The sequence below is a fragment of the Streptomyces buecherae genome (assembly GCF_014295035.1).
In the GTDB taxonomy this organism is placed as follows: Bacteria; Actinomycetota; Actinomycetes; order Streptomycetales; family Streptomycetaceae; genus Streptomyces; species Streptomyces youssoufiensis.
The window spans coordinates 4,762,254-4,785,962 of the sequence record NZ_CP060404.1; the positions used below are offsets into that span (position 1 = coordinate 4,762,254).

Below are 23,709 nucleotides of genomic sequence, written 5' to 3' on the forward strand. Positions count from 1 at the left end.
GGACCCGGCCCCGTACCCGAACGCGGGCCGATCCCGGCGCGGGGCTGGGCCGAGCCTCGCGCGGGGTCGGCCCGCGCGGGCGTGCGCCCCCTGCCGGCTGGGGCGAAGCCATCGGGGCCGGCCGGGGCGGCGCGGGGCGGCGCGCGGCCGGTGACGGCCTATCGTGGACGACATGGCCGACGCTGAGCTGATCCGCATCGTTTCCCGCTCCTCGCCCATGGCGCTGGCTCAAGTGGAGCGGGTACGCGCGGAGTTGGGCGCGCTGCGGCCCGACATCCGGACCACGGTGGTGCCGGTCACGACCTCCGGCGACCGGTGGCTGGGCGACCTCGCCAAGCTCGGCGGCAAGGGGGCCTTCACCAAGGAGGTGGACGCGGCGCTGCTGGCGGGCGAGGCCGATCTGGCAGTGCACTGCGTCAAGGACGTGCCGGCCGACCGGCCGCTGCCCGCGGGCACGGTCTTCGCCGCGTACCTCAAGCGCGACGACATCCGGGACGCGCTGGTGCATCCGGACGGGCTGACCCTCGACCAGTTGCCGGCCGGCGCCCGGATCGGCACCTCGTCGGTGCGCCGGGTCGCCCAACTCGCCGTCTCGCACCCGCACCTGACCTGCGTACCGATGCGGGGCAACGCGAACCGGCGGCTGGAGAAGCTGGCCGCCGGCGACGCGGACGCGCTGCTGCTTGCCGTTTCGGGGCTGGCCCGCATCGGCCGCCCGGAGCTGGCCAGCGAGGTGCTGTCGGTCGAGACGATGTGCCCGCCGATCGGCGCCGGCGTGCTCGGGCTCCAGTGCCGGGAGGACGACGGCGCGACGATCGAGGCCGTGGCCGGCCTCGGCGACGCCGACGCCTGGCGCGAGACCACCGCCGAGCGGATGCTCCTGCACGTCCTCCAGGGCCACTGCAACTCCCCGATCGCGGGGTACGCCAGGGCCGAGCGGGACGGGCGGCTCTCGCTGCGCGCCCGGGTCTTCACGCCGGACGGCAAGACCGTGCTCGACGCCCACGAGTGGGCCGGCCCGCTCGACCCCGCGACGCTGGGCACCTCGGTGGCCGTGGCCCTGCTCCGACAGGGCGCGCGCGAGCTGATCGACTCCATTCCGCACTGAGCCGACGCCGCCCCGGGCGGCCGGCGCGCCCCGGGCGTCTGGCATACGTCGGACGTCTGGCGTACCCGGCGCCCGTCACGCACCGGGCGGGCGGCCGGGCTCCGGCGGTCAGCCGGCGGGTCTGCCGCCCTCGCCGCGGAGCCGGTCGGTGTGGTGGGTGATGGCGTCGATCCGGGCCGCGAGGTCGGGGTGGTCGGCCTTGAGGTGCGGGTGGGCGTCGGTGAGCGGTGTGATCAGGTTGGCGGCGTCGTTGTCGCCGAGAGCGTCGGCGATCCGGGACTGCGGGGCGCGCGCCGGGGTGGGCAGATCGGTGAGGGCGGTGATCTGGCCCGCGAGTTGGCGCAGTTCCGCGGCGTTGGTGCGGGCCCAGGCGGTGACGGAGCGGTCGGCGGCCCGGCCCTCGCGGGTGGCCCGCACCCGCTGCTCGCCGGTGGTGCCGGGAGTGCCGGGGCGTACCCGCAGGTATCGGCGTTCGGCGGCCTGGCGGCTGGCCACGCCCAGCGGGTGGGCGAGGTCCGCCCAGCTCGACCCCGCGGCGCGGGCCGTCTCGATCAGGGCGGACTCCCATCCGGCGAGCTGTTCGCGCAGCTCGCGCAGGAGCAGGAGCGCGGCCAGCGCTTGGTCGGCGCTGGCCCGGCCGTGCTCGTGCGCCGTCCCGTCGCCGGTGGGTGTGTCGCGCTGGGCGGTGCGGACGGCTTCGTTGATCGTGTCCAGCGCCGCCGCGGCGGCGAAGAACGAGGGCGGATCGCCGGGCGCGGCGGGCTCGCGTGGTGCGGAAGGAGGGGTCACGGGAGTCCTCTCGCTGAGCGTCTCACTGGGTGTCGCGGAAAGGGACGCCGTCGGCGTCATCGGGTGGACGACACTCCGCTTGTCATCGTTTGGATGACATGTTACAACGGTGTCAGCCGAAGCGCACTGGCAGTTCGTCCCAGTCCTGGAGGTGTTTCCCCGATGCTGATGCGCACTGACCCCTTCCGTGAACTCGACCGACTGGCCCAGCAGTTCGCCGGTGTCTCGGGCACCTGGTCCCGGCCCTCGTCCATGCCGATGGACGCCTACGTCGAGGGCGAGACGTACGTGATCGTCTTCGACCTGCCCGGTGTCGCCAAGGACGCCATCGAGATCGACGTCGAGCGCAACATGCTGACGGTCAAGGCCGAGCGCCGCCCCGCCGTGCGGGCGGACAACGTGCGGATGGAGCTGTCCGAGCGGCCCCTCGGCGTCTTCTCGCGCCAGTTGGTGCTGGCCGACACACTGGACACCGACCACATCTCGGCCGCGTACGAGGCGGGCGTGCTGACCCTGCGGATTCCGATCGCCGAGCGCGCCAAGCGGCGCCGGATCGAGATCGGCGGGGCGAGCGAGAACAAGGAGCTCAGCGGCTGAGCCCGCCCCCGTGCCGAGCGCGCGGGACCCGCGCCCGCCTCCCGGGGCCGGGCGCCTCCCGCGCGGCACGAACCCGTCGCGGTCGTCGGTCGGGGCCGCGTCCTCGCGGCCCCGCACCCCGCGCGGCAGGCCCCGCGCGGTCGCGCGGAGACTCCCCCTTCGCGGTTCCCCTTCGTAGCTCCCTCTTCGTAGATCCCCTTTCACCTCAGCGAGGGCCGGCCGGCGCTTGCCCGGTCGGCCCTCGCGCAGTGCGACGCCACACGACGAGAAAGGCGACCCCTCATGCTTTCGCTGCGTGAACCGGCCAGTGCCCCCACCGGCATGACGTTTCACCAGATGCTGGAGAAGATCCGTTACGAGGGCGCGTACCCCACCCGGGAGCGGGCCGAGGACGTGACGCGGGCGGTGCTCGCGGCCCTGGGGCGCCAGCTCACCGGCGACGAACGCGTCGACCTCGCCGCCTGCCTCCCCACCGAGGCCGCCACCGTCCTCACCGACGAGATCCCCGCCCTCAAGCCGCTGACCGGCTGGGCCTTCGTCAAGGACCTGTCCACGCGCACGGGCGGCACGCTGGCCACCACCCGTTGGGACGCCGGGGCCGTCCTCTCCGTCGTCGGCCAGGTGGCCGGCCCGATCCTCCTGGGCCGCATCCTCGCGCAGCTTCCGTCCGGGTACGCGCTGCTGTTCGGCCGGGCCGAGCTGACCCAGTCCGCCTGACCCGCGCCGCGCCCCACGCCGCATCCCGCACCGGCCGAGCCGACCGGGCCCCCGCCCGGCTCGGCCGACCGGGCGAGGCGAGGCGGGTGACGCGGGGCGGGCGATACGGGGCGAGCGCCCGTCGCCGGCCTGTCCGCCCGCCTGCCCGTCGGCCGCGCTACCCGGCGCTGGCCAGCGAGAGCTTGACGGCGAAGCCGAGGAAGGCGGCGCCCGCGCCGGCCGACAGGCCGGCGGTCAGCCGCTTGCGGCGGCGGAAGGTCGCCGCGAGGAACGTGCCGCTGAAGATCAGGATCGACAGGTAGGTGATGCTGAACAACTGCGCCCAGGCGCCGAGCGCGACGAACGACAGCACCGGGTGCGGGTAGTCGGGGTCGACGAACTGCACGAAGAACGAGATGAAGAACAGGATCGCCTTGGGGTTGAGCAGGCTCACCACGAGCGCCCGCCGAAACGGCCGCTCGCCAGAGGCCCGGCCCTTCGCCACCGCCCCCTGACCGGCCCGCCCGCCGGCGGCCTCCGCGTCGGAGGAGAGCGCGGTGACGGCACCCCCGTCCGCGCCCCCGTCCGCACCGCGCGCCGCGTCCGCGAGGTCGGCCCGCTCCGCGCGCCGGTGCCACAGCGCCCAGGCGCCCCGCAGCATCCCGATCGCCAGCCAGGTCAGATAGCCCGCCCCCGCGAACTTCACGATTGTGAACGCCACCGGGCTGGCCTGCAGCAGCGAGGCGACGCCGCCCGCCGAAAGGATCATGAGCACCGTGTCGCCGCACAGCACGCCGCCGGCCGCCTGGTACGCGACGCGCGGGCCGCGGCGGGCGGCGACGGAGACCACGTAGAGCGAGTTCGGGCCCGGCAGCAGAATGATCAGCGCGAGGCCCGCGAGGTAGGTCGGAAGGTCCGTTATCCCCAGCATGGAGCGCAGGATGCCATCCGGCCCGACCCGCGCCCAAGCCCTTTCCGCTATACGGGCTTGCACCTCACGCGGCGTGAGGACGCACCGTGGACGGCGTACCGAGAAACCGGAAGGGCGGGGTGATGGGCTACACCGTGGGACAGGTCGCCGGGTTCGCCGGGGTGACGGTGCGCACGCTGCACCACTACGACGAGATCGGGCTGCTCGCGCCGAGCGCCCGCAGCCGGGCGGGCCACCGCCGCTACGCCGACGCCGATCTCGACCGGCTCCAGCGCATCCTGTTCTACCGCGAGCTCGGCTTCCCGCTCGACGAGGTGGCGGCCCTGTTGGACGACCCGGACGCCGACCCGCGGGCCCACCTGCGGCGCCAGCACGGTCTGCTGACCGCCCGGGTCGACCGGCTCCAGGCCATGGTCGCCGCTGTCGAACGCGCCATGGAGGCGAGAACACTGGGCATCGACCTGACCCCCGAGGAGAAGTTCGAGGTCTTCGGGGACCACGACCCCGACGCGCACGCGGCGGAGGTGGAGCGCCGCTGGGGCCACACGGAGGCGTACGCGCAGTCGCGGCGCAGGACCGCCGCGTACACCAAGGAGGACTGGCTGCGGATCAAGGAGGAGGAGGCGGACTGGGAGCGGCGCACCGTCGCCGTGCTGCGCGCCGGGCAACCGGCCGGGTCCCCGGCCGCGATGGACGTGGCGGAGGAGCACCGGCGGCGCGTCTGCCGCTGGTACTACGACTGCCCGTACGAGACGCACACCGCGCTCGGCGAGATGTACGTCACGGACCCGCGGTTCACCGCCACCTACGAGGCCGTCGCCCCGGGGCTCGCCCGCTACCTGCGGGACGCCATCGTGGCCAACGCGGAGCGGCACGGCGGCGACGGCGGGCGCGAGAGCGCCTAGCCGCGAACCGGGGCGGGCGCCGGCGGGCCCGGCGGCCGGCCCAGGGGCCCGGTCGGCGTCGGCCGGGCCCCGCCGGGCGGCAGCGCGCCCGGCGGCGCGGGGGCGGGCCGTCAGGCCCTGGGCGCGAGCACGACCGCCGTGCCGTACGCGCAGACCTCCGTGCCCACGTCGGAGCCGGACGCCACGTCGAAGCGCATCATCAGGACCGCGTTCGCGCCGCGCGCCCGGGCCTGCTCGACCAGCCGCTCCATCGCCTCGTTGCGGGTCTCGACCAGCGTCTTGGTCAGCCCCTTCAGCTCGCCGCCGACCATGGACTTCAGGCCGGCGCCGATCTGGCTGCCCAGGTGGCGGGAGCGAACGGTGAGCCCGAAGACCTCGCCGATGACCCGCTGGACGTCGTGGCCCGGTACGTCGTTCGTCGTCACGACCAGGACGTCGGAGTGCTCCTGCTGGCCGCCGCCGTACTCTTCGATGCTCATGCGCCTGCTTTCTGTGAGGTGCGCGCCGGTTGGGCGCGTGAGGTGCGGGTTTCCCGTTCCCGTGAGATGACGCACGCGGGGCGCTCCGGGTTGGCCGGCCTGGAACCGGTGCTCGGCGTCTGGCGTTGATAGTTTTGGGCCGACTATCCGAACCCAGCCGCACTCAGTTCCGCTCCTCCGACCGCGGCCGGGCACCACGCGTCGCCTGCACCCCCTGATCCAGGAGCCTCGTCACCCGTGACCACTCTCGCGCTCGGCCCCAGTTGGCTGGACCCGGACCACCTGATCGACCAGTTCGGCATCTACGGCGTGCTCGCCATCGTCTTCGCCGAGTCGGGCCTGCTCATCGGCTTCTTCCTGCCGGGTGACTCGCTCCTGTTCACCACCGGCCTCTTCGTCACCACAGACATGATCGACATGAACCTGTGGCTCGTCTGCCTCCTGGTGGTGGTCGCGGCCGTCGCCGGCGACCAGGCCGGCTATCTCTTCGGCCGCAAGGTGGGACCCGCGCTCTTCAAACGACCGGACTCCAAGCTCTTCAAACAGGAGAACGTGGAGAAGGCGCACGACTTCTTCGAGAAGTACGGGCCCAAGTCGCTGGTCCTGGCCCGCTTCGTGCCGATCGTGCGGACCTTCACGCCGATCATCGCGGGCGTGAGCCGGATGAACTACCGCTCGTTCATCACGTTCAACGTCATCGGCGGCGTGCTGTGGGGCGCGGGCGTCACGCTGCTCGGCGCGGCGCTCGGCAAGGTCGACTGGGTGCACTCCAACATCGAGGCGATGCTCATCGGCATCGTGCTGCTCTCGGTGCTGCCGATCATCATCGAGGTGCTGCGCGCCCGCAGCCAGAACAAGAAGGCCGCCGCGGCCGACGGCGGCGCCACGGCGTCCAGGGCCGCCGCGCCCTCCACCGCCGAGGCCGCCGGCGACACGCCCCAGACCCCCGGCGAGCCGATCGGCGGCGGGCCCTCGGGCCCTGGCCTCGGCGGCCCAGGCGGCGCCCGCGCCGACGTGTTCGGCCAGCCCGGCGGCGCCACCCCGCAGCAGGGCCAGCGCCCACACCAGGGCCAGCAGCAGCACCCGCGGCAGTACCAGGGTCAGCCGGGCCAGCAGCAGGCCCAGCGCCCGCAGCAGGCCCAGCAGCCCGGCCAGCAGCAGCGGCCCGGGCAGCCGGGGCAGGGCCACCCGGGCGGACCGGCCCAGCAGGGCTACCCGCAGCACTCGGGCCAGCGGCCCGCGCCGGCCCAGCACAACCCCGGTGTTGGCTACCAGACCCCACGGGCCCAGGGCGGCTACCCGGCCGGCCACGGCCAGCAGCCCCAGCCCGGCCCCGGCTACCAGGGCCAAGGCCAGGGCCAGCCGGCACCGCGGACCCACCAGCCCCAGCAGGGCTACCAGGGCCAACAGGGTCACCAGGCCCAGCCGGGATACCCGGACCAGGTGGTGCCGCAGGGCGACTACCAGGGGTCGTACGAGCCGCGACAGGGGTACGGCCAGCAGCCGGACCATGGCGCCCAGGCCGGCTACGGGGCGCACCCGGGCCAGGGCGCGCAGCCGTCGCCCGGCGACGGCCAGGCGCAGGGGTACGGCGCCGGGGCGGCGGCCTACGACCCGGCCCACGACCAGCGCTCCTACCAGCCCGACGGCGCGCACCCCGCGCAGGACCCGTACGCCGGGCAGGGCGGCCAGGACCCGCACGACCCGTACGCCGGACAGAGCGGCCACGGCGCGCAGGGCCCGTACGACCCGCAGGACCCGTACAACCCGCAGGACCCGCACGGTCCGCAGGACCCGCCCGGCTCGTACGGGCGTCACGCGCGGCGCTGAACCGACGCGTTCCCACGGCCCCCGGGGGCGGCGCCCCGGGGGCCGACGCATGGGCCGGGACGGGTGGCCTGGACCCGCCCCCGTCGTGCGTCACAACCCGCCCCGGCGGGCGGTGCTCGTGCGTCCGCGGGGGGCGGCGAGCGGGCGCGGCCGGCCGCCCCCTAGCGGGTCGACCACCCCCCAGTGCTGGCGCGGCCGGGCGCGTTGAGGCTGTTGGCGGGCGCGGGCGGGGCAACCATCATCACAACGCGCGGCGCCGTCACCGCGCGTTGGCACCGTCACGGAGCGTGCCCGTACCGCCACCCGCGCCGACGGGGGAGGGTGACCCGGGCCGACGCGGGAAGACGTTGCACACTGGGTGCCCCGGGCCGATGATCAGGCGTCGGCGAGGGTACGGAAGGCGGGCGAGGAGAGAGGGCACGTGGCGTCACAGTCGCAAAGCAGGTCGGGCATGGGTGACATAGACGAGGCGGGGGAGCACAAGCCTCAGTCGGATGAGGCGCACAGCGCGTTCACACCGCCGCTCGGTCTGCCGATGCCCTCCCACCCGACCGAGGACGAGCACCCGACATCGGAGTTCGCCCTGCCGAGCGGGTTGCCGCCGGAGGTGGTGGAGGGGCCGAACGAGGCCGAGGGCTCGGCGTTCGTGCCGCCCGGCGCCGCCGAGCAGCCCACCGGCGGGCCGATCGGCAGCACCGCCTCCGGGTACGGCACGTCACGCGGCGCCCCGCGCGGCCCGGCGTTCACGCCCCCGCACGGCATCCCCGTCATCCGGCTGACCAAGGAGACGCCCTGGCAGGACCGGATGCGCACGATGCTGCGCATGCCGGTGGGCGAGCGCCCGGCGCCCGAGCGGGTCGAGAAGCACGAGGAGTCCGTGCACGCCGTCCCCCGCGTGCTCGACATCACGCTGCGGATCGGCGAGATCCTGCTCGCCGGCGGCGAGGGCGCCGAGGACGTCGAGGCGGCCATGTTCGGCGTGGCCCACGCGTACGGCCTCGAACGCTGCGAGCCGACCGTCACCTTCACGCTGCTGTCCATCTCGTACCAGCCCTCGCTGGTGGACGACCCGATCACGGCCAGCCGGACGGTGCGGCGCAGAGCGGTGGACTACACGCGGCTCGCGGCGGTCTTCCGGCTCGTCGACGACATCACCTCGCAGGACGACTTCACCACCGAGGAGGCGTACCGGCGGCTCGCCGAGATACGGCGTAACCGGCACCCGTATCCCGGCTGGGCGCTGACCGTGGCCTCCGGCGCGCTGGCGGGCGCGGCGAGCCTGCTGGTCGGCGGCGGCTGGCTGGTGTTCGTCGCGGCGGCGCTGGGCGCGATGCTCGGCGACCGGCTGGCCTGGCTGGCGTCCGGGCGCGGGCTGCCGGAGTTCTACCAGTTCGTGGCGGCGGCGATGCCGCCGGGCGCGATAGGCGTCGCGCTCAGCCTGGCCCACGCCAACGTGCAGGGCTCGGCCGTGATCACCGGTGGGCTGTTCGCGCTGATCCCCGGGCGAGCGCTGGTCGCCGGCGTCCAGGACGGCCTGACCGGCTACTACATCACCGCCGCCGCGCGCCTCCTCGAGGTGATGTACCTGATCGTCGGCATCGTCGTGGGGGTGCTCACGGTGCTGTACGTGGGCCTGCGGCTGGGCGCCAACTTCAACCCGGAGGCGGCGCTGCGCGGCGACGAACGGCCCGTCGTGCAGCTCTTCTCGGCCATGCTGCTGGCCCTGGCGTTCTGCGTACTGCTCCAGCAGGAACGTTCCACGGTGCTGTTCGCGACGCTCAACGGCGGCGTGGCCTGGCTGGTCTACGGCTCGATGCACGACGTGGCCGGCATCCCCGCGGTGGCCTCCACCGCCGCCGCCGCCGGCCTGGTCGGCCTCTTCGGCCAGTTGCTGTCCCGCTACCGGTACGCGTCGGCGCTGCCGTACGTCACGGCCGCGATCGGGCCGCTGCTGCCGGGTAGCGCGACGTACTTCGGGCTGCTCGCGCTGGCCCAGAAGAACATGGACTCCGGCATCGCCTCGCTCACCCGCGCGGCCTCGCTGGCGCTGGCCATCGCCATCGGAGTGAACCTCGGCAACGAGATCGCCCGCCTCTTCCTGCGGGCGCCGGTGCCCGGCACCGACGTGGGCGGCCCGCTGCGCCGCGCGGCCAAGCGGACGCGAGGCTTCTAGCCCGGCCCTGGCCGCGCCCGTGCGACCTCGGGCTCCAGCGGGTGGCCGCCCGCCCCGGCCCCGGCGGCCGGACGCCAGCGGGGCCCGGACGCCGCCGGGTCGGCCCGGCACGCCGATGGGCGGGACCCGGTTCGGGTCCCGCCCATCGGTGCTGTGCTGGCTCAGTGCGCCGCCTGGTCAGACCGGCTGGCGAGGGCGCCGGCTGGTCAGACCGGCCAGACCGGCCAGACCGGGCAGCGCCGGAGCCGCGCCGGCCGGCGCGGCGCCTGGCGCGCCGGAGCGTCAGTGGTGGGCGCCGCCGGACGCCTCAAGGCGCTTGATGGACGCCTCGACCTCGGCCTCGGCCTCGGCACGCCCCACCCAGTTGGCGCCCTCGACGGACTTGCCGGGCTCCAGGTCCTTGTACACCTCGAAGAAGTGCTGGATCTCCAGGCGGTCGAACTCGGAGACGTGGTGGATGTCGCGCAGGTGCTCCACGCGCGGGTCGGACGCGGGAACACAGAGCAGCTTGTCGTCGCCGCCGGCCTCGTCCGTCATCCGGAACATGCCGATCGCGCGGCACTTGATCAGACAACCGGGAAAGGTCGGCTCGTCGAGGATGACCAGCGCGTCCAGCGGGTCACCGTCCTCGCCAAGGGTGTTCTCCACGAATCCGTAGTCGGCCGGGTAACTGGTCGAGGTGAAGAGTCGACGGTCGAGGCGAATGCGACCCGTCTCGTGGTCCACCTCGTACTTGTTCCGCGAACCCTTCGGGATCTCGATGGTGACGTCGAACTCCACGGGTGGCTCCTCCATGATCAGCACATAGTTCGGGTGGTTAAGTGTCCCTCACGCAGGTGTGTGGTTGCGAAAGGGGCTGCTCGAAGATGCCTGACGAGGCCAGATGGCGGTTGAGCGGGTGGTCGGGCCCGTGGCGGGCGGCCACCGTGGAGCAGCGTCGAACGGGTCTGCTCGCGGCGGGTTCCGCCGTGGTCGGCCTCGCGGTCGCGGCGACCTGCGTGGTCGCGGCCGGTCCCTGGGACTCCGGCCAGCGTACGGCCGAGCGCCAGCGGGCCGCCTCCGGAGCGCACCCGGGCGACGACGGCCGGCCCGGCCCGGACCCGGCCCGGGCGCCCGGCGCGTCCCCCGTACTCGCCCCGCTCGGCGCGCCCCTCGCGTCCCCGAGCCCGGACACCGGCGAGCGGTCCGTCCCGGTGCCCACCGGGCCGGGCCTCGCCGACGCCCTCGAACCGCTGCTGCGGGACGACGCGCTCGGGCCGCTGCGCGCGGGCGCGGTGGTGGACGTGGCGACCGGGCGGCAGCTCTACGGGGCCAAGGCGGGCACCGGCGCCATCCCCGCCTCCACCGTCAAGATCGCCACCGGCGTGGCCGCGCTCTCCGCCCTCGGCCCCGGCCACCGCCTGACCACCCGCGTCACCGCCGCCCCGAACGCCCCGGGCCGCATCGTCCTGGTCGGCGGCGGCGACCCGACCCTCACCGCCCGGGCCACCCGGGGCCCCGACGGATCGCACCCCGCCAGCCTGCGCCAGTTGGCCGACGAGACCGCCCGCGCGCTGCGCGCCCGCGGCGAGCACACGGTCCGGCTCGACTACGACACCTCGCTGTACGCCGACACCAGCCGGCACCCGATCCTGCCGAACGAGAACCTCGCCCCCGTCACGGCGCTCATGGTGGACGAGGGCCGCCGCGACGACTCCGACCGAGGCCCCGCCGACCGGGTGAAGGACCCCGCGGCCGAGGCGGCCCGCGCCTTCGCCAGGCTGCTCCGCGACCGCGGCGTCAAGGTCACCGGCGACCCCCGCCCCACCGGCGCCGGGGACAAGGACGCCAAGGGCGGCAAGGACGCCAAGGGCGGCGCCGAGGACGGCAAGGGCGGCGCCGGCGGGCCCGGGCGGACGCTGGCCAGCGTCCGTTCCCAGCCGCTGTCATCGCTGGTCGAGCGCATGCTGACGTACAGCGACAACGACATCGCCGAGGCCCTGACCCGGCACACCGCCCGCGCCACCGGGCACCCGGCCAGCTTCGCCGGCGGGCGCGCCGCGGTCACCGCCCGGCTCAAGCGGCTCGGCCTGCCCGTGGCCGGCACCCACCTCGCCGACGGCAGCGGCCTGGACCGCGCCGACAAGGTCTCGGCCGGGCTGCTGGCCCAGCTCCTGGCGCGGGCGGCCGGCCCGGACCAGCCCGCGCTGCGCCCCGTGCTCACCGGGCTGCCCGTCGCGGGCTTCACCGGGACGCTGCGCGACCGGTACGGGGAGGAGTCCGTCGGCCGGGGCGTCGTACGGGCCAAGACCGGCACCCTGTTCGGGGTCAACACCCTGGCCGGGACGGTCGTGGACGCCGACGGCCGGCTGCTGACCTTCGCCTTCCTCACCAACGGCAGCACCGACCCGGCCGCGGCCCAGCGCGTGCTCGACCGGCTGGCCTCGGCGGTGGCCAACTGCGGCTGCCGCTGACCCACCCCGCCGCTGAGCCCACCCACTGCCGTCCTGCTCCGCCGCCGACGCGCCGCCGACGCGCCGCCGCCCCGCCGCCGACGCGCCGGCCGCTCCCGGCGCGGGTCGGCCGGGCCGGGCGGGCGGTCGGGGCGCAGGCCACGCGGGGTGTCGGGGCCGGCCGCCGGGATGTCCGCCAGCCGAGCGGAAACATCGTTCGCTACCCCACATCGGGGAGGCCCACGTACCGTGAAGCCATGACGAGCATCGGTGGTGTCGAGATGGTCGACTGGAATCTCGCGGTGGCGACCGCCATCCGGTTCGCGCGGTCGGGTCCCGAGGTGAGCCAGGACGAGGCGCGGGCGGCGGTTCAGGAGCTGCGCCGGCACGCCAAGGCGTCGGAGGAGCACGTGCGCGCGTTCACCCGGATGGCGCCGGCCGGCGGTGAGTTCGCGGACACGCCGGTGCTGGTCGTGGACCGGGCCGGCTGGGTGCGGGCGAACGTCGCCGGGTTCCGCACCGTGCTCGGGCCGCTGCTCGACAAGATGCGGAGCCGCCGCTCCGCCACGCCGGGCGGGGCCGTGCTCGGCGCCGTCGGCGGCAAGGTGACGGGCGTCGAGCTGGGCATGCTGCTCTCGTTCCTCTCCTCCCGGGTGCTCGGCCAGTACGAGACGTTCGCGCCGGCCAGCCGCGACCTGCCGGGCGGCACCGGCGGTGGCCAGTTGCTGCTCGTCGCGCCCAACATCGTGCACGTCGAGCGGGAGCTGGACGTGGACCCGCACGACTTCCGGCTGTGGGTGTGCCTGCACGAGGAGACGCACCGCACCCAGTTCACGGCCGTGCCCTGGCTGCGCGACCACCTGGAGTCCGAGATCCAGGCGTTCCTCGGCGAGACCGACGTCGACCCGGCCACCCTCCTGGAGCGGCTGCGCGAGGCCGCCCAGTCGCTGACCGGAAACCGCCCCGAGCACCCCGACGGGGGCCCGGTCGAGCGCGGCGGGCGCAGCATCGTGGAGCTGGTGCAGACCCCGGCGCAGCGCGAGATCCTGGCCCGGCTGACGGCCGTGATGTCGCTGCTCGAAGGGCACGCGGACTTCGTCATGGACGGCGTGGGGCCGTCCGTCGTGCCCTCCGTCGCGGAGATCAGGGAGAAGTTCCAGAAGCGCCGGGCCAGCGGCGCCGGCCGGCTCGACCAGGCGCTGCGCAAGCTGCTCGGCCTGGACGCGAAGCTGCGGCAGTACCGGGACGGGGAGCGGTTCGTGCGGGCCGTGGTGGGCGAGGTCGGCATGGACGGCTTCAACCGCGTCTGGACGTCCCCGAACACCCTCCCGACCAAGGCCGAGATCCACAAACCGGCGGACTGGGTCGCGAGGGTGCACCGTAAGGCAGAGTCGTAGGGCACGCACGCCAGGAGGCAGGTGAACGACCACTTCATCACTCGTCTGAGGGACCCTCGGCAACGGGTAGGCGTGCGATGCTCGGGTAACAGCTCGGCTCTGTCACCATCTACATACTTAGCGTGACTGGAGCCTCATCGGGCTCCCGAGGCACCCCCCGATTGAAAGATGGGAAACGGACATGGGTCCCCATCCAGCGGTCGCCGCGATACGCCTGGCGGTTCGCCGCGTACTCCAAGACGTCCTCGCCGACATCAACTCCCCCTCCTCCTCCCCCTCTCCCTCATCCCCCTTCTCCCCCTCCCTCACGTCCCCCGCGGCCCCGCCCGCTCCCGCGGCGCCCCCGGCTCCCCCCTCGCCCCCCGCCGCCCGCGGCCCCGAGACCGCCCGCGCCGCCGCCCGCGGTGTCGTTCCCGCGCCCGGTGGCTCCCCGCTGGACGCCGCGGCCGACCCGCGCCCGCTGATCCTCGTCGCGTGCTCCGGCGGCGCCGACTCCATGGCGCTCGCCTCCGCCCTTGCCTTCGAGGCCCCGAAGCTGGGGCTGCGGGCCGGCGGCATCACCATCGACCACGGGCTGCAACCCGGCTCCGACGCGCGCGCCGTCGAGGTCTGCGAGCGGCTGCGCGCGCTGCGCCTGGACCCCGTCGAGTCCATCGCCGTGGCCGTCGGCCGCGACGGCGGCCCCGAGGCAGCCGCCCGCGACGCCCGGTACGGGGCGCTCGACCACGCCGCCGAGCGGTACGGCGCCCGCGCCGTCCTGCTCGGCCACACCCGCGACGACCAGGCGGAAACGGTGCTGCTCGGGCTCGCCCGGGGCTCGGGCACCCGCTCGCTGTCCGGCATGGCCGTCGTCTCCGGCGAGGGCGGGCGCTACCGCCGCCCGTTCCTGCACCTCGACCGGCAGACCGCCCGCCGGGCGTGCCTGGCCCAGTCGCTGCCGGTGTGGGACGACCCGCACAACGCCGACCCGGCGTTCACCCGCTCCCGGGTGCGCCACGAGGCGCTGCCCATGCTGGAGAAGGCGCTCGGCAAGGGCGTCGTCGAGGCCCTGGCCCGTACGGCGAAGCTCTCCCGCGACGACGCGGACGCCCTGGACGCCTGGGCCGCCGAGGCGGAGGCCGTCGCGCGCGCCGTCCGCCCCGTCCCCAAGGACCGCGCGACGGTCCCCACCCGCCCCACCGCCCCCTCCCACCCGACCCCCCGCCCCACGTCCGCGCCCCCCGGCGCCCGCGCCGCCGTACGCCCCACCGCCGACGCCCCCGCCGGCGGACCGTCCCCCGCGCCACCCGCCGTCGGGGCCTCTCCCGCCGCCGGAGCCTCCCCCGCCCCCGCCGCGGGCTCCGTCGGCTCCCTCACCCGCTCCCGGCCGAGCGCCGCCGCGGAGCCCTGTGACGTCATCGATTCGCTCGACACCGCCGCGCTGCGCGACCTGCCGGCCGCCGTGCGCCGCAGGGTGCTCCGCCGGGTGGCCATCGCAGCCGGCTCACCTGCGGGTTCGCTCTTCGCCCGGCACATCGAAGAGGTGGACCGACTGATCACCAGTTGGCACGGTCAGCGCGCCATCAACCTGCCCGGCCGCATCGAGGTGCTCAGGCAGGGTGGCAGACTGGTCATCCGGCAGGGCTGATTCGCCCGAGCCTGGTAAGCGTGAACCAAGCGAGAGTGGCGCGGGTGGACGACAAGGACATGGGCACCGACCTCCAGTCGGTGCTCATCACCAAGGAAGAGATCGACGCGAAGCTGGCCGAGCTGGCGGCCAAGATCGACGCGGAGTACCAGGGCAAGGACCTGTTGATCGTCGGCGTCCTCAAGGGCGCCGTGATGGTCATGGCCGACCTGGCGCGGGCCCTTTCCACCCCCGTCACGATGGACTGGATGGCGGTGTCCTCGTACGGCGCCGGCACCCAGTCCTCCGGGGTGGTGCGCATCCTCAAGGACCTGGACACCGACATCGCCGGCCGTGACGTGCTGATCGTCGAGGACATCATCGACTCCGGCCTGACGCTGTCCTGGCTGCTGTCGAACCTGGGCTCGCGCAACCCGGCCTCGCTCAACGTCGTCACCCTGCTGCGCAAGCCGGAGGCGGCCAAGGTCGACATCGACGTGAAGTGGATCGGCTTCGACATCCCCAACGAGTTCGTCGTGGGATACGGCCTCGACTACGCGGAGAAGTACCGCAACCTGCCCTTCGTGGGCACTTTGGCACCGCACGTCTACGGCGGTTGAGCGGTCGGCCCCCGGCCCCGGGCCGCGGCGGGAACCGGTCACCGTTTCCCACCGTTGAAGCAGGGGAAGGCCATTTCGTTAACCGCCCGTGGCGGCGCCTGGTGACGATGCTGGGGTACCGTCCGAAGGTCAGTCTTTTCAGACCGAGTAAAACACCGCACGCACAAGCAGCTCTCGCGAGAGGGTTCCGTGCCTCACTGTGGCAGGAGGGACGGGGCGATTCCGCCCCGTATGGATGGACGTGAAGCGCTACTTCCGTGGGCCGGTCATGTGGATCGTGCTGGCCGTCCTCGCCGTGGTCGTGTTGATGCAGGTCGTCGGTTCGTCCGGCGGCTACAAGTCGGTGGACACCAGCGAGGTCGTCAATGCGATCGACAAGAACCGAGTCAAATCCGCAGAGCTGACGACCGGCGACGAGCACAAGATCAAGATCCAGCTGAAGGACGGCGAGGACGAGATCTCGGGCAGCCGGAAGCTGCAGGCCAACTACATCGGCGACCAGGGCGTCCGGATCGCCACGACGCTTCAGGCCAACGCCGAGAAGGACCAGATCCCCGACGGGTACACGGTCTCCCAGTCGAAGCAGAACCCGTTCATCGGCATCCTGCTGTCGCTGCTTCCCTTCGTGCTGATCGTCGTCGTCTTCCTGTTCCTGATGAACCAGATGCAGGGCGGCGGCTCCCGGGTCATGAACTTCGGGAAGTCCAAGGCCAAGCTGATCACCAAGGACACCCCGAAGACGACGTTCTCCGACGTCGCCGGGTCCGACGAGGCGGTCGAGGAACTCCACGAGATCAAGGAGTTCCTGCAGGAGCCCGCGAAGTTCCAGGCCGTCGGCGCCAAGATCCCCAAGGGTGTGCTGCTGTACGGCCCCCCCGGCACCGGCAAGACGCTCCTCGCGCGCGCCGTCGCCGGTGAGGCGGGCGTGCCGTTCTACTCGATCTCCGGTTCCGACTTCGTCGAGATGTTTGTCGGCGTCGGCGCCTCCCGCGTCCGTGACCTGTTCGAGCAGGCCAAGGCGAACGCCCCGGCGATCGTCTTCGTGGACGAGATCGACGCCGTGGGCCGGCACCGCGGCGCCGGCATGGGCGGTGGCCACGACGAGCGCGAGCAGACGCTGAACCAGCTCCTCGTGGAGATGGACGGCTTCGACGTCAAGGGCGGCGTCATCCTGATCGCCGCGACCAACCGGCCCGACATCCTCGACCCCGCGCTGCTGCGCCCCGGCCGCTTCGACCGGCAGATCGCCGTGGACCGGCCGGACATGCAGGGCCGCCTGGAGATCCTCAAGGTCCACCAGAAGGGCAAGCCGGTCGCCCCGGACGTCGACCTGCAGGCCGTCGCCCGTCGCACCCCCGGCTTCACCGGTGCCGACCTGTCGAACGTGTTGAACGAGGCGGCGCTGCTGACCGCCCGTAGCAACAAGAAGCTGCTCGACAACCACGCCCTGGACGAGGCCATCGACCGCGTCGTGGCCGGCCCGCAGAAGCGGACCCGGATCATGAGCGAGAAGGAGAAGAAGACCACCGCGTACCACGAGGGCGGACACGCCCTGGTCGCGGCGGCGTCGCCGAACAGCGACCCGGTGCACAAGGTCACCATCCTCTCCCGTGGCCGCGCCCTCGGATACACGATGGTGCTGCCGGAGGACGACAAGTACTCCACCTCGCGCAACGAGATGCTCGACCAGCTCGCGTACATGATGGGCGGGCGCGCGGCGGAGGAGCTGGTCTTCCACGACCCGACCACCGGCGCCTCCGACGACATCGACAAGGCGACCCGCACCGCCCGCGCGATGGTCACGCAGTACGGCATGACCGAGCGGCTCGGCGCGATCAAGTTCGGCTCCGACAACTCCGAGCCGTTCCTCGGCCGCGACATGTCGCACCAGCGTGACTACTCGGAAGAGGTCGCCGCGCTGGTCGACGAAGAGGTCAAGAAGCTCATCGAGAACGCGCACAACGAGGCGTGGGAGATCCTGGTCGAGAACCGGGACGTGCTCGACAACCTGGTGCTCGCCCTCCTTGAGAAGGAGACCCTGAACAAGGAGGAGCTGGCGGAGATCTTCTCCACGGTCGTCAAGCGCCCGCTGCGTCCGGCCTGGACCGGCTCCTCGCGGCGTACGCCGTCGACCCGGCCGCCGGTGCTCTCGCCCCGCGAGCTGGCCCCGGCCAACGGCTCGGCGTCCGCGACCCTGGCCAAGGGCGGCACGCCCGAGGACACGGCGGAACTCCAGGACGAGCCGCCGCGCGGCGACGCCTGATCCACCGGATCGCACCGCCCGGGCGATGCCCGTGGCGGTTGGGTCCGGGAGCCGGCGCCAGGCTCGCGGACCGGGTGGCGTTCGTCACGATGACGGACGGCGCCCACGGCCCGGAATGTAGGCCGCGCCCCCCAGGTTCTAGCCTGGGGGGCGCGGCCTTTGGCGCGGGATGCGCGGGTGAGTCCCGCGTACGGCTGGATGGCTGTACGGCCATACGGCTGGATGGCGTCGGCAGCACCAGCACGAGCGAGGAACGAGGCAACGCCCATGACCGACCCGGTCACCCTGGACGGCGAGAGCACCATCGGCGAGTTCGATGAGAAGCGCGCCGAGAACGCGATCCGCGAGCTGCTGATCGCCGTCGGCGAGGACCCGGACCGCGAGGGGCTGCGGGAGACGCCGGGGCGGGTGGCCCGGGCGTACCGCGAGATATTCGCCGGCCTGTGGCAGGAGCCCCAGGACGTACTGACCACGACGTTCGACCTCGGCCACGACGAGATGGTGCTGGTCAAGGACATCGAGGTGTTCAGCACCTGCGAGCACCACCTGGTCCCGTTCCGTGGCGTGGCGCACGTCGGCTACATCCCGTCCAGCGACGGCAAGATCACCGGGCTGTCCAAGCTGGCCCGTCTGGTGGACGTCTTCGCGCGCCGCCCGCAGGTGCAGGAGCGGCTCACCACGCAGATCGCGGACTCGCTGATGCGGATACTGGAGCCGCGCGGGGCGATCGTCGTCATCGAGTGCGAGCACATGTGCATGTCGATGCGCGGCATCCGCAAGCCGGGCGCGAAGACGCTGACCTCCGCCGTCCGTGGCCAACTGCGCGATTCGGCCACCCGCTCCGAGGCGATGAGCCTGATCATCGGCCGCTAGCCGAACCCGACCCCCGCCGCCGCGGGCCGGTGCGCGGTGGTCGGTGCGCCGCATGTCGGTGCGCCGGGGCCCGCGCGGCGCGGGGCGTCAGGAAGCGGGGGAGGCGAGGGACGCGGGTGCCACCAGGCGACTGCCCATCCAGGTGAGGGTGGGGGCGACCTCGCGGCGCCAGGTGTTGAAGTTGTGGCCGCCGCTCTCCAGCAGGATCGAGGAGATCCGGGTCGGTTCGCCGGCCGCGTTCAGCCGCTTGACCTTGTCGATGAACCTCAGGGTGTCCCTGTAGTTGTGCTCGCCCTTCTTGCTGCTGGTGACCAGCAGGGACACCGGCGGCGCGGGCTTGTGGTCGAGCCGCCACATCAGGTCGTTCTCCCGCTTGAGCTGCTTGCTGCCGCCGAACAGGTCGCCCGTGGTGCGGTCGATGGGCGCCTCGTACGAGGGGGAGAGGCCGGCCCCGGCCGAGAACGCCTTCGGGTGGCGCATGGTCATCTTCAGCGCGCAGTAGCCGCCGGTCGAGTTGCCGATGACGCCCCAGCTCCGCGCGTCCCGGCCGGTGCGGTAGTGCGCCGATATCGCGTGCGGCAGGTCCTTGGTGAAGAACGTCTCGGTCTGCGGGCCGCGCGGCACGTCCACGCACTCGGTGTCCCGTGGCGGGGCGACCGTCGGCCGCAGCATGACGAGCACCATCGGCTGCATCTCGTCCCGCTTGACCAGCTTGTGCGCGGTCTGCGGGTACTTCAGGCCGTTGATCAGCGCCTCGGCGGTGCCGGGGTAGCCGGTGAGGACCACGGTCGCGGGGAAGACGCGGTCGGGCTCGCTGAAGTACTCGGGCGGCAGGTACACGTACGCCGGGCTGGCGATCCGGGACGTCGGGCCCTGCACGGTGACCTTCTCGATGCGCCCGCCGACGCTCGGCTTGTCGCCGCCCGGCACGTTGACCTTGCGGGTGCTGATCACCTTGACCCGCTTGTGGGCGGGCGTGTCGTGGTCCACGACCACGCCGGGGGTGTCCTCGGTGCCGAAGAGGTCGGCCCACGAGCCGTAGAAGCCGAAGGTCTGGTTGGCGAACAGGCCGATCGCGCAGAACACCGAGACCTGGGTGGCCAGCAGCGTACCGACGCGGCCGAGGACGGCCCACGGGGTACGCCCGGCCAGCCTCGGCCACAGCCAGACGGTGGCGGTGAAGAACAGCACGGCCATGATGACGGCGATCGTCACGACCTTGTTGCTGGTGAGACCCATGGTGAGCTTTCTGACGGGCGACCGGTCACCCGTGCCGCGGAATGAACCCCGTGCGGTCAATCACCGTCCTAGAGGGCGCGCAATGTGACCAAAGCTGTGAAACAGCGGGCAGCAGATCCTCTTGACAGGGGCGACGGGAAGTACATGTCTGCAAGGCAAGACGGTGAAGAGTCCAAAGTGGTTGCCAACAGGCTGCGACGGGTGGCTCGGGGCCCTCGACCCGAGACCATCCCCTCCGTGATCGGCACCGCCAGCGCACTGATCGGCCTGCTCGACATCGCCGCGGGCGTCTTCCCGCGCTTCCGCCACAGCAGGCTGCACGCGGTGGCGGAGATCCTGCCCGGCGCGGTGAGCCCGCTGGCCGCCGCCGCCTCGATCGTGGTGGGCGTGCTGCTCCTCATGCTCGCCCACGGCCTCAAGCGGCGCAAACGCCGGGCCTGGATCGCGGCGGCCGGCCTGCTGCCGGCGGGCGCCGCGGCCCAGATCGTCTACCGGCACTCCGTCGCCGGCGCGGTGTTGTCGCTGGTGCTGCTGGCGCTGCTGGTACGGCACCGGGGCGAGTTCGCCGCGCTGCCCGACCCGCGCACCCGGTGGAAGGCACTGGTCAACCTCGTCGTCCTCGGCGGGGCGAGCCTCGGGCTCGGCCTGGTCATCGTCGGCTCGCACCCGGGCAAGGTCATCGGCTCGCCGTCGTTCGCGGACCGCTGCCAGCACGTGCTGTGGGGCCTCTTCGGCTTCGAGGGCCCGGTGCGCTACACGGGCGACGTCAGCTACACGGTCGGCTACTCGCTGGGCGCCCTCGGCCTGCTGACCGTGGTGACCACCGCGTACCTGGCCTTCCGCCCCGAGCAGCCGGCCGCCCGGCTGACCGCCGAGGACGAGGAGCGGTTGCGGGAACTGCTTGCCCGGCACGGTGGCCGGGACTCGCTGGGCCACTTCGCGCTGCGCCGCGACAAGGCCGTGGTCTTCTCGCCCAGCGGCAAGGCCGCCGTCTGCTACCGGGTGGTGTCCGGCGTGATGCTCGCCAGCGGCGACCCGGTCGGCGACGTGGAGGCGTGGCCGGGCGCCATCGAGCGCTTCATGGCCGAGGCCAGGGCGCACTCGTGGACGCCCGCGGTGATGGGGTGCAGCGAGACCGGCGGCCAGGTGTGGACCCGCGAGTCGGGCCTGGACGCGCTGGAGCTGGGCGACGAGGCCATCGTGGACGTGGCCGACTTCACGCTCAGCGGGCGCTCGATGCGCAACGTGCGGCAGATGGTCGGGCGGATCCAGCGGAACGGTTACGAGACCCGGGTGCGGCGGGTGCGCGACCTCGACCCCGGCGAGCTGGAGCGCGTCCAGCGGGCGGCGGCCGACTGGCGTGGTACCGACACCGAGCGCGGCTTCTCCATGGCGCTCGGCCGGATCGGCGACCCCGCCGACGGCGACGCGGTGATCGCCACGGCGCACCGGCGCGACGCGGACCCCGGGGCCGAGGGGGCGGACGCCGGCCCGTACGGGGACCTGAAGGCCGTGCTGCACTTCGTCCCGTGGGGCCGCGACGGCATGTCCCTTGAGCTGATGCGCCGCGACCGGTCCGCCGACCCGGGCATGAACGAACTGCTCATCGTGGCCTCCCTGCAGGCCGCGCCGGAGCTGGGGGTGCAGCGGGTCTCGCTGAACTTCGCGATGTTCCGCTCGGCGCTGGCGCGCGGCGAGAAGCTGGGCGCCGGTCCGGTGCTGCGCGGCTGGTGCGGGTTGCTGCTGTTCCTGTCGCGCTGGTTCCAGATCGAGTCGCTGTACAAGTTCAACGCGAAGTTCCAGCCGCGCTGGGAGCCGCGCTTCGTGGTCTTCCGCAACACCCGTGACCTGCCGCGCATCGGCCTCGCGGCGATGCAGGCCGAGGGCTTCGTCTCGCTGTCGCTGCCGCGCCCCGGATGGTGGCGGCGCGGTTCCGGTTCGAGCCCCGGCGGCGGCTCGCCCGCGAACGGTCGCGCGGCCGGACCCGCCACTGGCTCCGGGGCCCGCGGGGAGTGTTCGGGCGCTGCGGACGCCGCCCGGGTGGGCGGGGCCGGCGCGTCCGCCGGGCGCGCGAGGTCCGGCCGCGCCGGCGCGGCCGACGGGTCGGGCGTGCCGGTGGGCGCCGGCGCCTCGCGGGCCGTCCCGAGCTAGCCCGCGCCGGCCCGGCGGGCGCCGCCCGGAGGCCGGCCGGGAGGGGCCGCCTAGGCTGGAGGCATGAGTACGTTGCGTGATGGCGGTGGGCGGGTGGGTCGCGGCGGCCTGGTCGGGCTGCCCGAGTGGGACCGGTGCGCCGTGATGGGCGTGGTGAACGTGACGCCGGACTCCTTCTCGGACGGCGGCCAGTGGTTCGACACCGAGCTGGCCGTCAAGCACGGTCTCGACCTGGTGGCCAGCGGCGCCGACCTGGTGGACGTGGGCGGCGAGTCCACCCGCCCGGGCGCGGCCCGCGTCGACGAGGCGGAGGAGCTGCGCCGCGTGGTGCCCGTCGTGCGGGAGCTGGCCGGCGCCGGCGCCGTCGTCAGCGTGGACACCATGCGCGCGTCGGTCGCCGAACTCGCCGTGCAGGCCGGCGCCGCGCTGGTCAACGACGTGAGCGGCGGCGCGGCCGACCCCGCGATGGTGCCGGTGGTCGCCGCGGCCGGGGTGCCGTTCGTCGTCATGCACTGGCGCGGGCAGTCCATCGACATGAATAACCGGGCCGTTTACGGGGACGTGGTCGGCGAGGTCGTGGCCGAACTGGAGGAGGGCCTGGAGCGCGCGGTGGCCGGCGGTATCGAGCCCGACCGCATCGTCCTCGACCCGGGCCTGGGTTTCGCGAAGAACGCCGACCACGACCTGGCGCTGGTGGCCAACCTGGGCCGGCTGCGCGCGCTCGGCCGGCCGCTGCTGGTGGCCGCCTCGCGCAAGCGGTTCCTCGGCCGGGTGCTGGCCGGCGGCGCCGGCAGTCCGCCGCCGGCGCGCGAGCGGGACGCGGCGACGGCCGCGGTCTCGGCCATCGCCGCCCGCGAGGGCGCCTGGGCGGTGCGGGTACACGAGGTGCGGGCCAGCGCGGACGCGGTGCGGGTCGCCCGGGCGATCGAGAGCGCGGCGCGCGACGCGGAAGCGGCCGGGGGCGCGGGGCACGGAACGGAGACGGAGCGGGCAGGGGCAGACGGAACGTGCGAGGCGAGCGGGGCAGGTGGGGTCGGCGTGGCCAACGCAGAGGGAGCGGTGTGACTTCCCGTACGGACAACGAACTGGTGGAACGGGCGAACACCGCCCTGTACGAGGCGATGGAGCGCGGCGACGCGGCGGCCCTCGGCGCGATGTGGCTGGACGGCGACGTGAGTTGCGTCCACCCGGGGTGGCCGGTGCTGCGCGGGCGGAGCGAGGTGCTCCGCTCGTACGCGCTGATCATGGCGAACACGGAGTACATCCAGTTCTTCCTGACCGACGTGGAGGTGTCCGTGCTCGGCGACACCGCGCTGGTCACCTGTACGGAGAACATTCTCAGCGGCGGCCCGGCCGAGGAGGAGGGCACGCTCGGCCCGCTGGTGGGGCAACTCGTCGTGGCGACGAACGTGTTCCGGCGCAGCGGGGACGACTGGAAGGTCTGGTCCCACCACGGCTCGCCGGTGCTGGCCGAGCGGGACGACGAGGACGCGGACACGCCCCCGGACGACGGCATCGGCGGCGGCCCGGCGGGCCTCGGCGACTGAGCCCGCGACCACGCGCCGCGACCACGCGCCACGGCCCGGGTCCCCACGGGGGCCCGGGCCGCGCCGTGTCCGG

20 protein-coding genes are annotated in these 23,709 nt (G+C 73.7%); 15 read left to right on the forward strand and 5 right to left on the reverse strand.

What is annotated here, in order from left to right:
* Positions 1-172 precede the first annotated feature (172 nt).
* The gene (gene hemC / locus H7H31_RS18515) at positions 173-1,108 is read left to right on the forward strand and encodes a hydroxymethylbilane synthase (RefSeq protein WP_187062236.1); all 936 of its coding nucleotides are present in this window, start codon (positions 173-175) and stop codon (positions 1,106-1,108) included.
* Positions 1,109-1,216: 108 nt separating this feature from the next.
* On the opposite strand, the gene H7H31_RS18520 is transcribed toward hemC, so the two are convergent.
* A complete protein-coding gene (locus H7H31_RS18520) occupies positions 1,217-1,897 on the reverse strand; it encodes a type III effector protein (protein WP_187062237.1) in 681 nt (226 codons plus the stop codon).
* Between the two features lie 162 nt (positions 1,898-2,059).
* Between H7H31_RS18520 and H7H31_RS18525 the strand changes: the two genes are divergently transcribed.
* Together H7H31_RS18525 and H7H31_RS18530 are read left to right on the forward strand one after the other, a co-directional pair.
* Positions 2,060-2,494, forward strand: coding sequence for an Hsp20/alpha crystallin family protein (locus H7H31_RS18525; protein WP_176162510.1), 435 nt, complete (start codon positions 2,060-2,062; stop codon positions 2,492-2,494).
* 282 nt (positions 2,495-2,776) lie between these two features.
* Positions 2,777-3,211 (forward strand): DUF2267 domain-containing protein, encoded by a 435-nt coding sequence (locus H7H31_RS18530; protein ID WP_187062238.1) that lies wholly within the window; start codon positions 2,777-2,779, stop codon positions 3,209-3,211.
* 157 nt (positions 3,212-3,368) lie between these two features.
* Here H7H31_RS18530 and leuE read toward each other — a convergent pair whose 3' ends face one another.
* A complete protein-coding gene (gene leuE / locus H7H31_RS18535; protein ID WP_187062239.1) occupies positions 3,369-4,121 on the reverse strand; it encodes a leucine efflux protein LeuE in 753 nt (250 codons plus the stop codon).
* Positions 4,122-4,243: 122 nt separating this feature from the next.
* Between leuE and H7H31_RS18540 the strand changes: the two genes are divergently transcribed.
* The gene (locus H7H31_RS18540) at positions 4,244-5,026 is read left to right on the forward strand and encodes a MerR family transcriptional regulator (protein ID WP_187062240.1); all 783 of its coding nucleotides are present in this window, start codon (positions 4,244-4,246) and stop codon (positions 5,024-5,026) included.
* 110 nt (positions 5,027-5,136) lie between these two features.
* Here the strand turns inward: H7H31_RS18540 and H7H31_RS18545 are convergent, their stop codons facing one another.
* Positions 5,137-5,505 carry a YbjQ family protein gene (locus H7H31_RS18545; RefSeq protein ID WP_187062241.1) on the reverse strand — a complete coding sequence of 123 codons (369 nt, stop codon included), beginning with the start codon at positions 5,503-5,505 and terminating at the stop codon, positions 5,137-5,139.
* A gap of 237 nt (positions 5,506-5,742) precedes the next feature.
* Here H7H31_RS18545 and H7H31_RS34060 point away from each other — a divergent pair, with 237 nt between their 5' ends.
* Both H7H31_RS34060 and H7H31_RS18555 read left to right on the forward strand, forming a co-directional pair.
* The gene (locus H7H31_RS34060) at positions 5,743-7,335 is read left to right on the forward strand and encodes a DedA family protein (protein ID WP_232109940.1); all 1,593 of its coding nucleotides are present in this window, start codon (positions 5,743-5,745) and stop codon (positions 7,333-7,335) included.
* A 451-nt stretch (positions 7,336-7,786) separates the two neighbouring features.
* Positions 7,787-9,508: a threonine/serine exporter family protein gene (locus tag H7H31_RS18555; protein ID WP_187062242.1), complete on the forward strand. Its 1,722-nt coding sequence runs from the start codon at positions 7,787-7,789 to the stop codon at positions 9,506-9,508.
* Positions 9,509-9,790: 282 nt separating this feature from the next.
* Here the strand turns inward: H7H31_RS18555 and H7H31_RS18560 are convergent, their stop codons facing one another.
* Complete coding sequence (locus H7H31_RS18560; protein ID WP_176166200.1) at positions 9,791-10,288, reverse strand: inorganic diphosphatase; 498 nt, start codon at positions 10,286-10,288, stop codon at positions 9,791-9,793.
* 86 nt (positions 10,289-10,374) lie between these two features.
* Here H7H31_RS18560 and dacB point away from each other — a divergent pair, with 86 nt between their 5' ends.
* The 6 genes from dacB (at position 10,375) to folE (ending at position 18,699) form a co-directional block, all read left to right on the forward strand.
* Positions 10,375-11,961 (forward strand): D-alanyl-D-alanine carboxypeptidase/D-alanyl-D-alanine endopeptidase, encoded by a 1,587-nt coding sequence (dacB, locus tag H7H31_RS18565; RefSeq protein WP_187062243.1) that lies wholly within the window; start codon positions 10,375-10,377, stop codon positions 11,959-11,961.
* Positions 11,962-12,197: 236 nt separating this feature from the next.
* Positions 12,198-13,337, forward strand: coding sequence for a zinc-dependent metalloprotease (locus tag H7H31_RS18570; RefSeq protein ID WP_187062244.1), 1,140 nt, complete (start codon positions 12,198-12,200; stop codon positions 13,335-13,337).
* 181 nt (positions 13,338-13,518) lie between these two features.
* Positions 13,519-14,964 (forward strand): tRNA lysidine(34) synthetase TilS, encoded by a 1,446-nt coding sequence (tilS, locus tag H7H31_RS34065; protein ID WP_232109941.1) that lies wholly within the window; start codon positions 13,519-13,521, stop codon positions 14,962-14,964.
* Positions 14,965-15,023: 59 nt separating this feature from the next.
* Positions 15,024-15,563 (forward strand): hypoxanthine phosphoribosyltransferase, encoded by a 540-nt coding sequence (hpt, locus tag H7H31_RS18585; protein WP_176166198.1) that lies wholly within the window; start codon positions 15,024-15,026, stop codon positions 15,561-15,563.
* 235 nt (positions 15,564-15,798) lie between these two features.
* Positions 15,799-17,826 (forward strand): ATP-dependent zinc metalloprotease FtsH, encoded by a 2,028-nt coding sequence (gene ftsH / locus H7H31_RS18590; protein ID WP_187063281.1) that lies wholly within the window; start codon positions 15,799-15,801, stop codon positions 17,824-17,826.
* A 267-nt stretch (positions 17,827-18,093) separates the two neighbouring features.
* Positions 18,094-18,699, forward strand: coding sequence for a GTP cyclohydrolase I FolE (gene folE, locus H7H31_RS18595; protein WP_187063282.1), 606 nt, complete (start codon positions 18,094-18,096; stop codon positions 18,697-18,699).
* Positions 18,700-18,786: 87 nt separating this feature from the next.
* Here the strand turns inward: folE and H7H31_RS18600 are convergent, their stop codons facing one another.
* Positions 18,787-19,938, reverse strand: a complete 1,152-nt coding sequence (locus H7H31_RS18600) for an alpha/beta hydrolase (RefSeq protein ID WP_187063283.1) — start codon at positions 19,936-19,938, stop codon at positions 18,787-18,789.
* Positions 19,939-20,082: 144 nt separating this feature from the next.
* Here H7H31_RS18600 and H7H31_RS18605 point away from each other — a divergent pair, with 144 nt between their 5' ends.
* The 3 genes from H7H31_RS18605 (at position 20,083) to H7H31_RS18615 (ending at position 23,636) form a co-directional block, all read left to right on the forward strand.
* Positions 20,083-22,089, forward strand: a complete 2,007-nt coding sequence (locus H7H31_RS18605) for a phosphatidylglycerol lysyltransferase domain-containing protein (protein ID WP_232109942.1) — start codon at positions 20,083-20,085, stop codon at positions 22,087-22,089.
* Positions 22,090-22,152: 63 nt separating this feature from the next.
* Entirely contained in the window at positions 22,153-23,154 is a 1,002-nt protein-coding gene (folP, locus tag H7H31_RS18610; protein ID WP_187063284.1) for a dihydropteroate synthase, read from the forward strand.
* Positions 23,151-23,636, forward strand: a complete 486-nt coding sequence (locus tag H7H31_RS18615) for a nuclear transport factor 2 family protein (protein WP_187063285.1) — start codon at positions 23,151-23,153, stop codon at positions 23,634-23,636. Before folP ends, H7H31_RS18615 begins: the two co-directional genes overlap by 4 nt.
* Positions 23,637-23,709 lie beyond the last annotated feature (73 nt).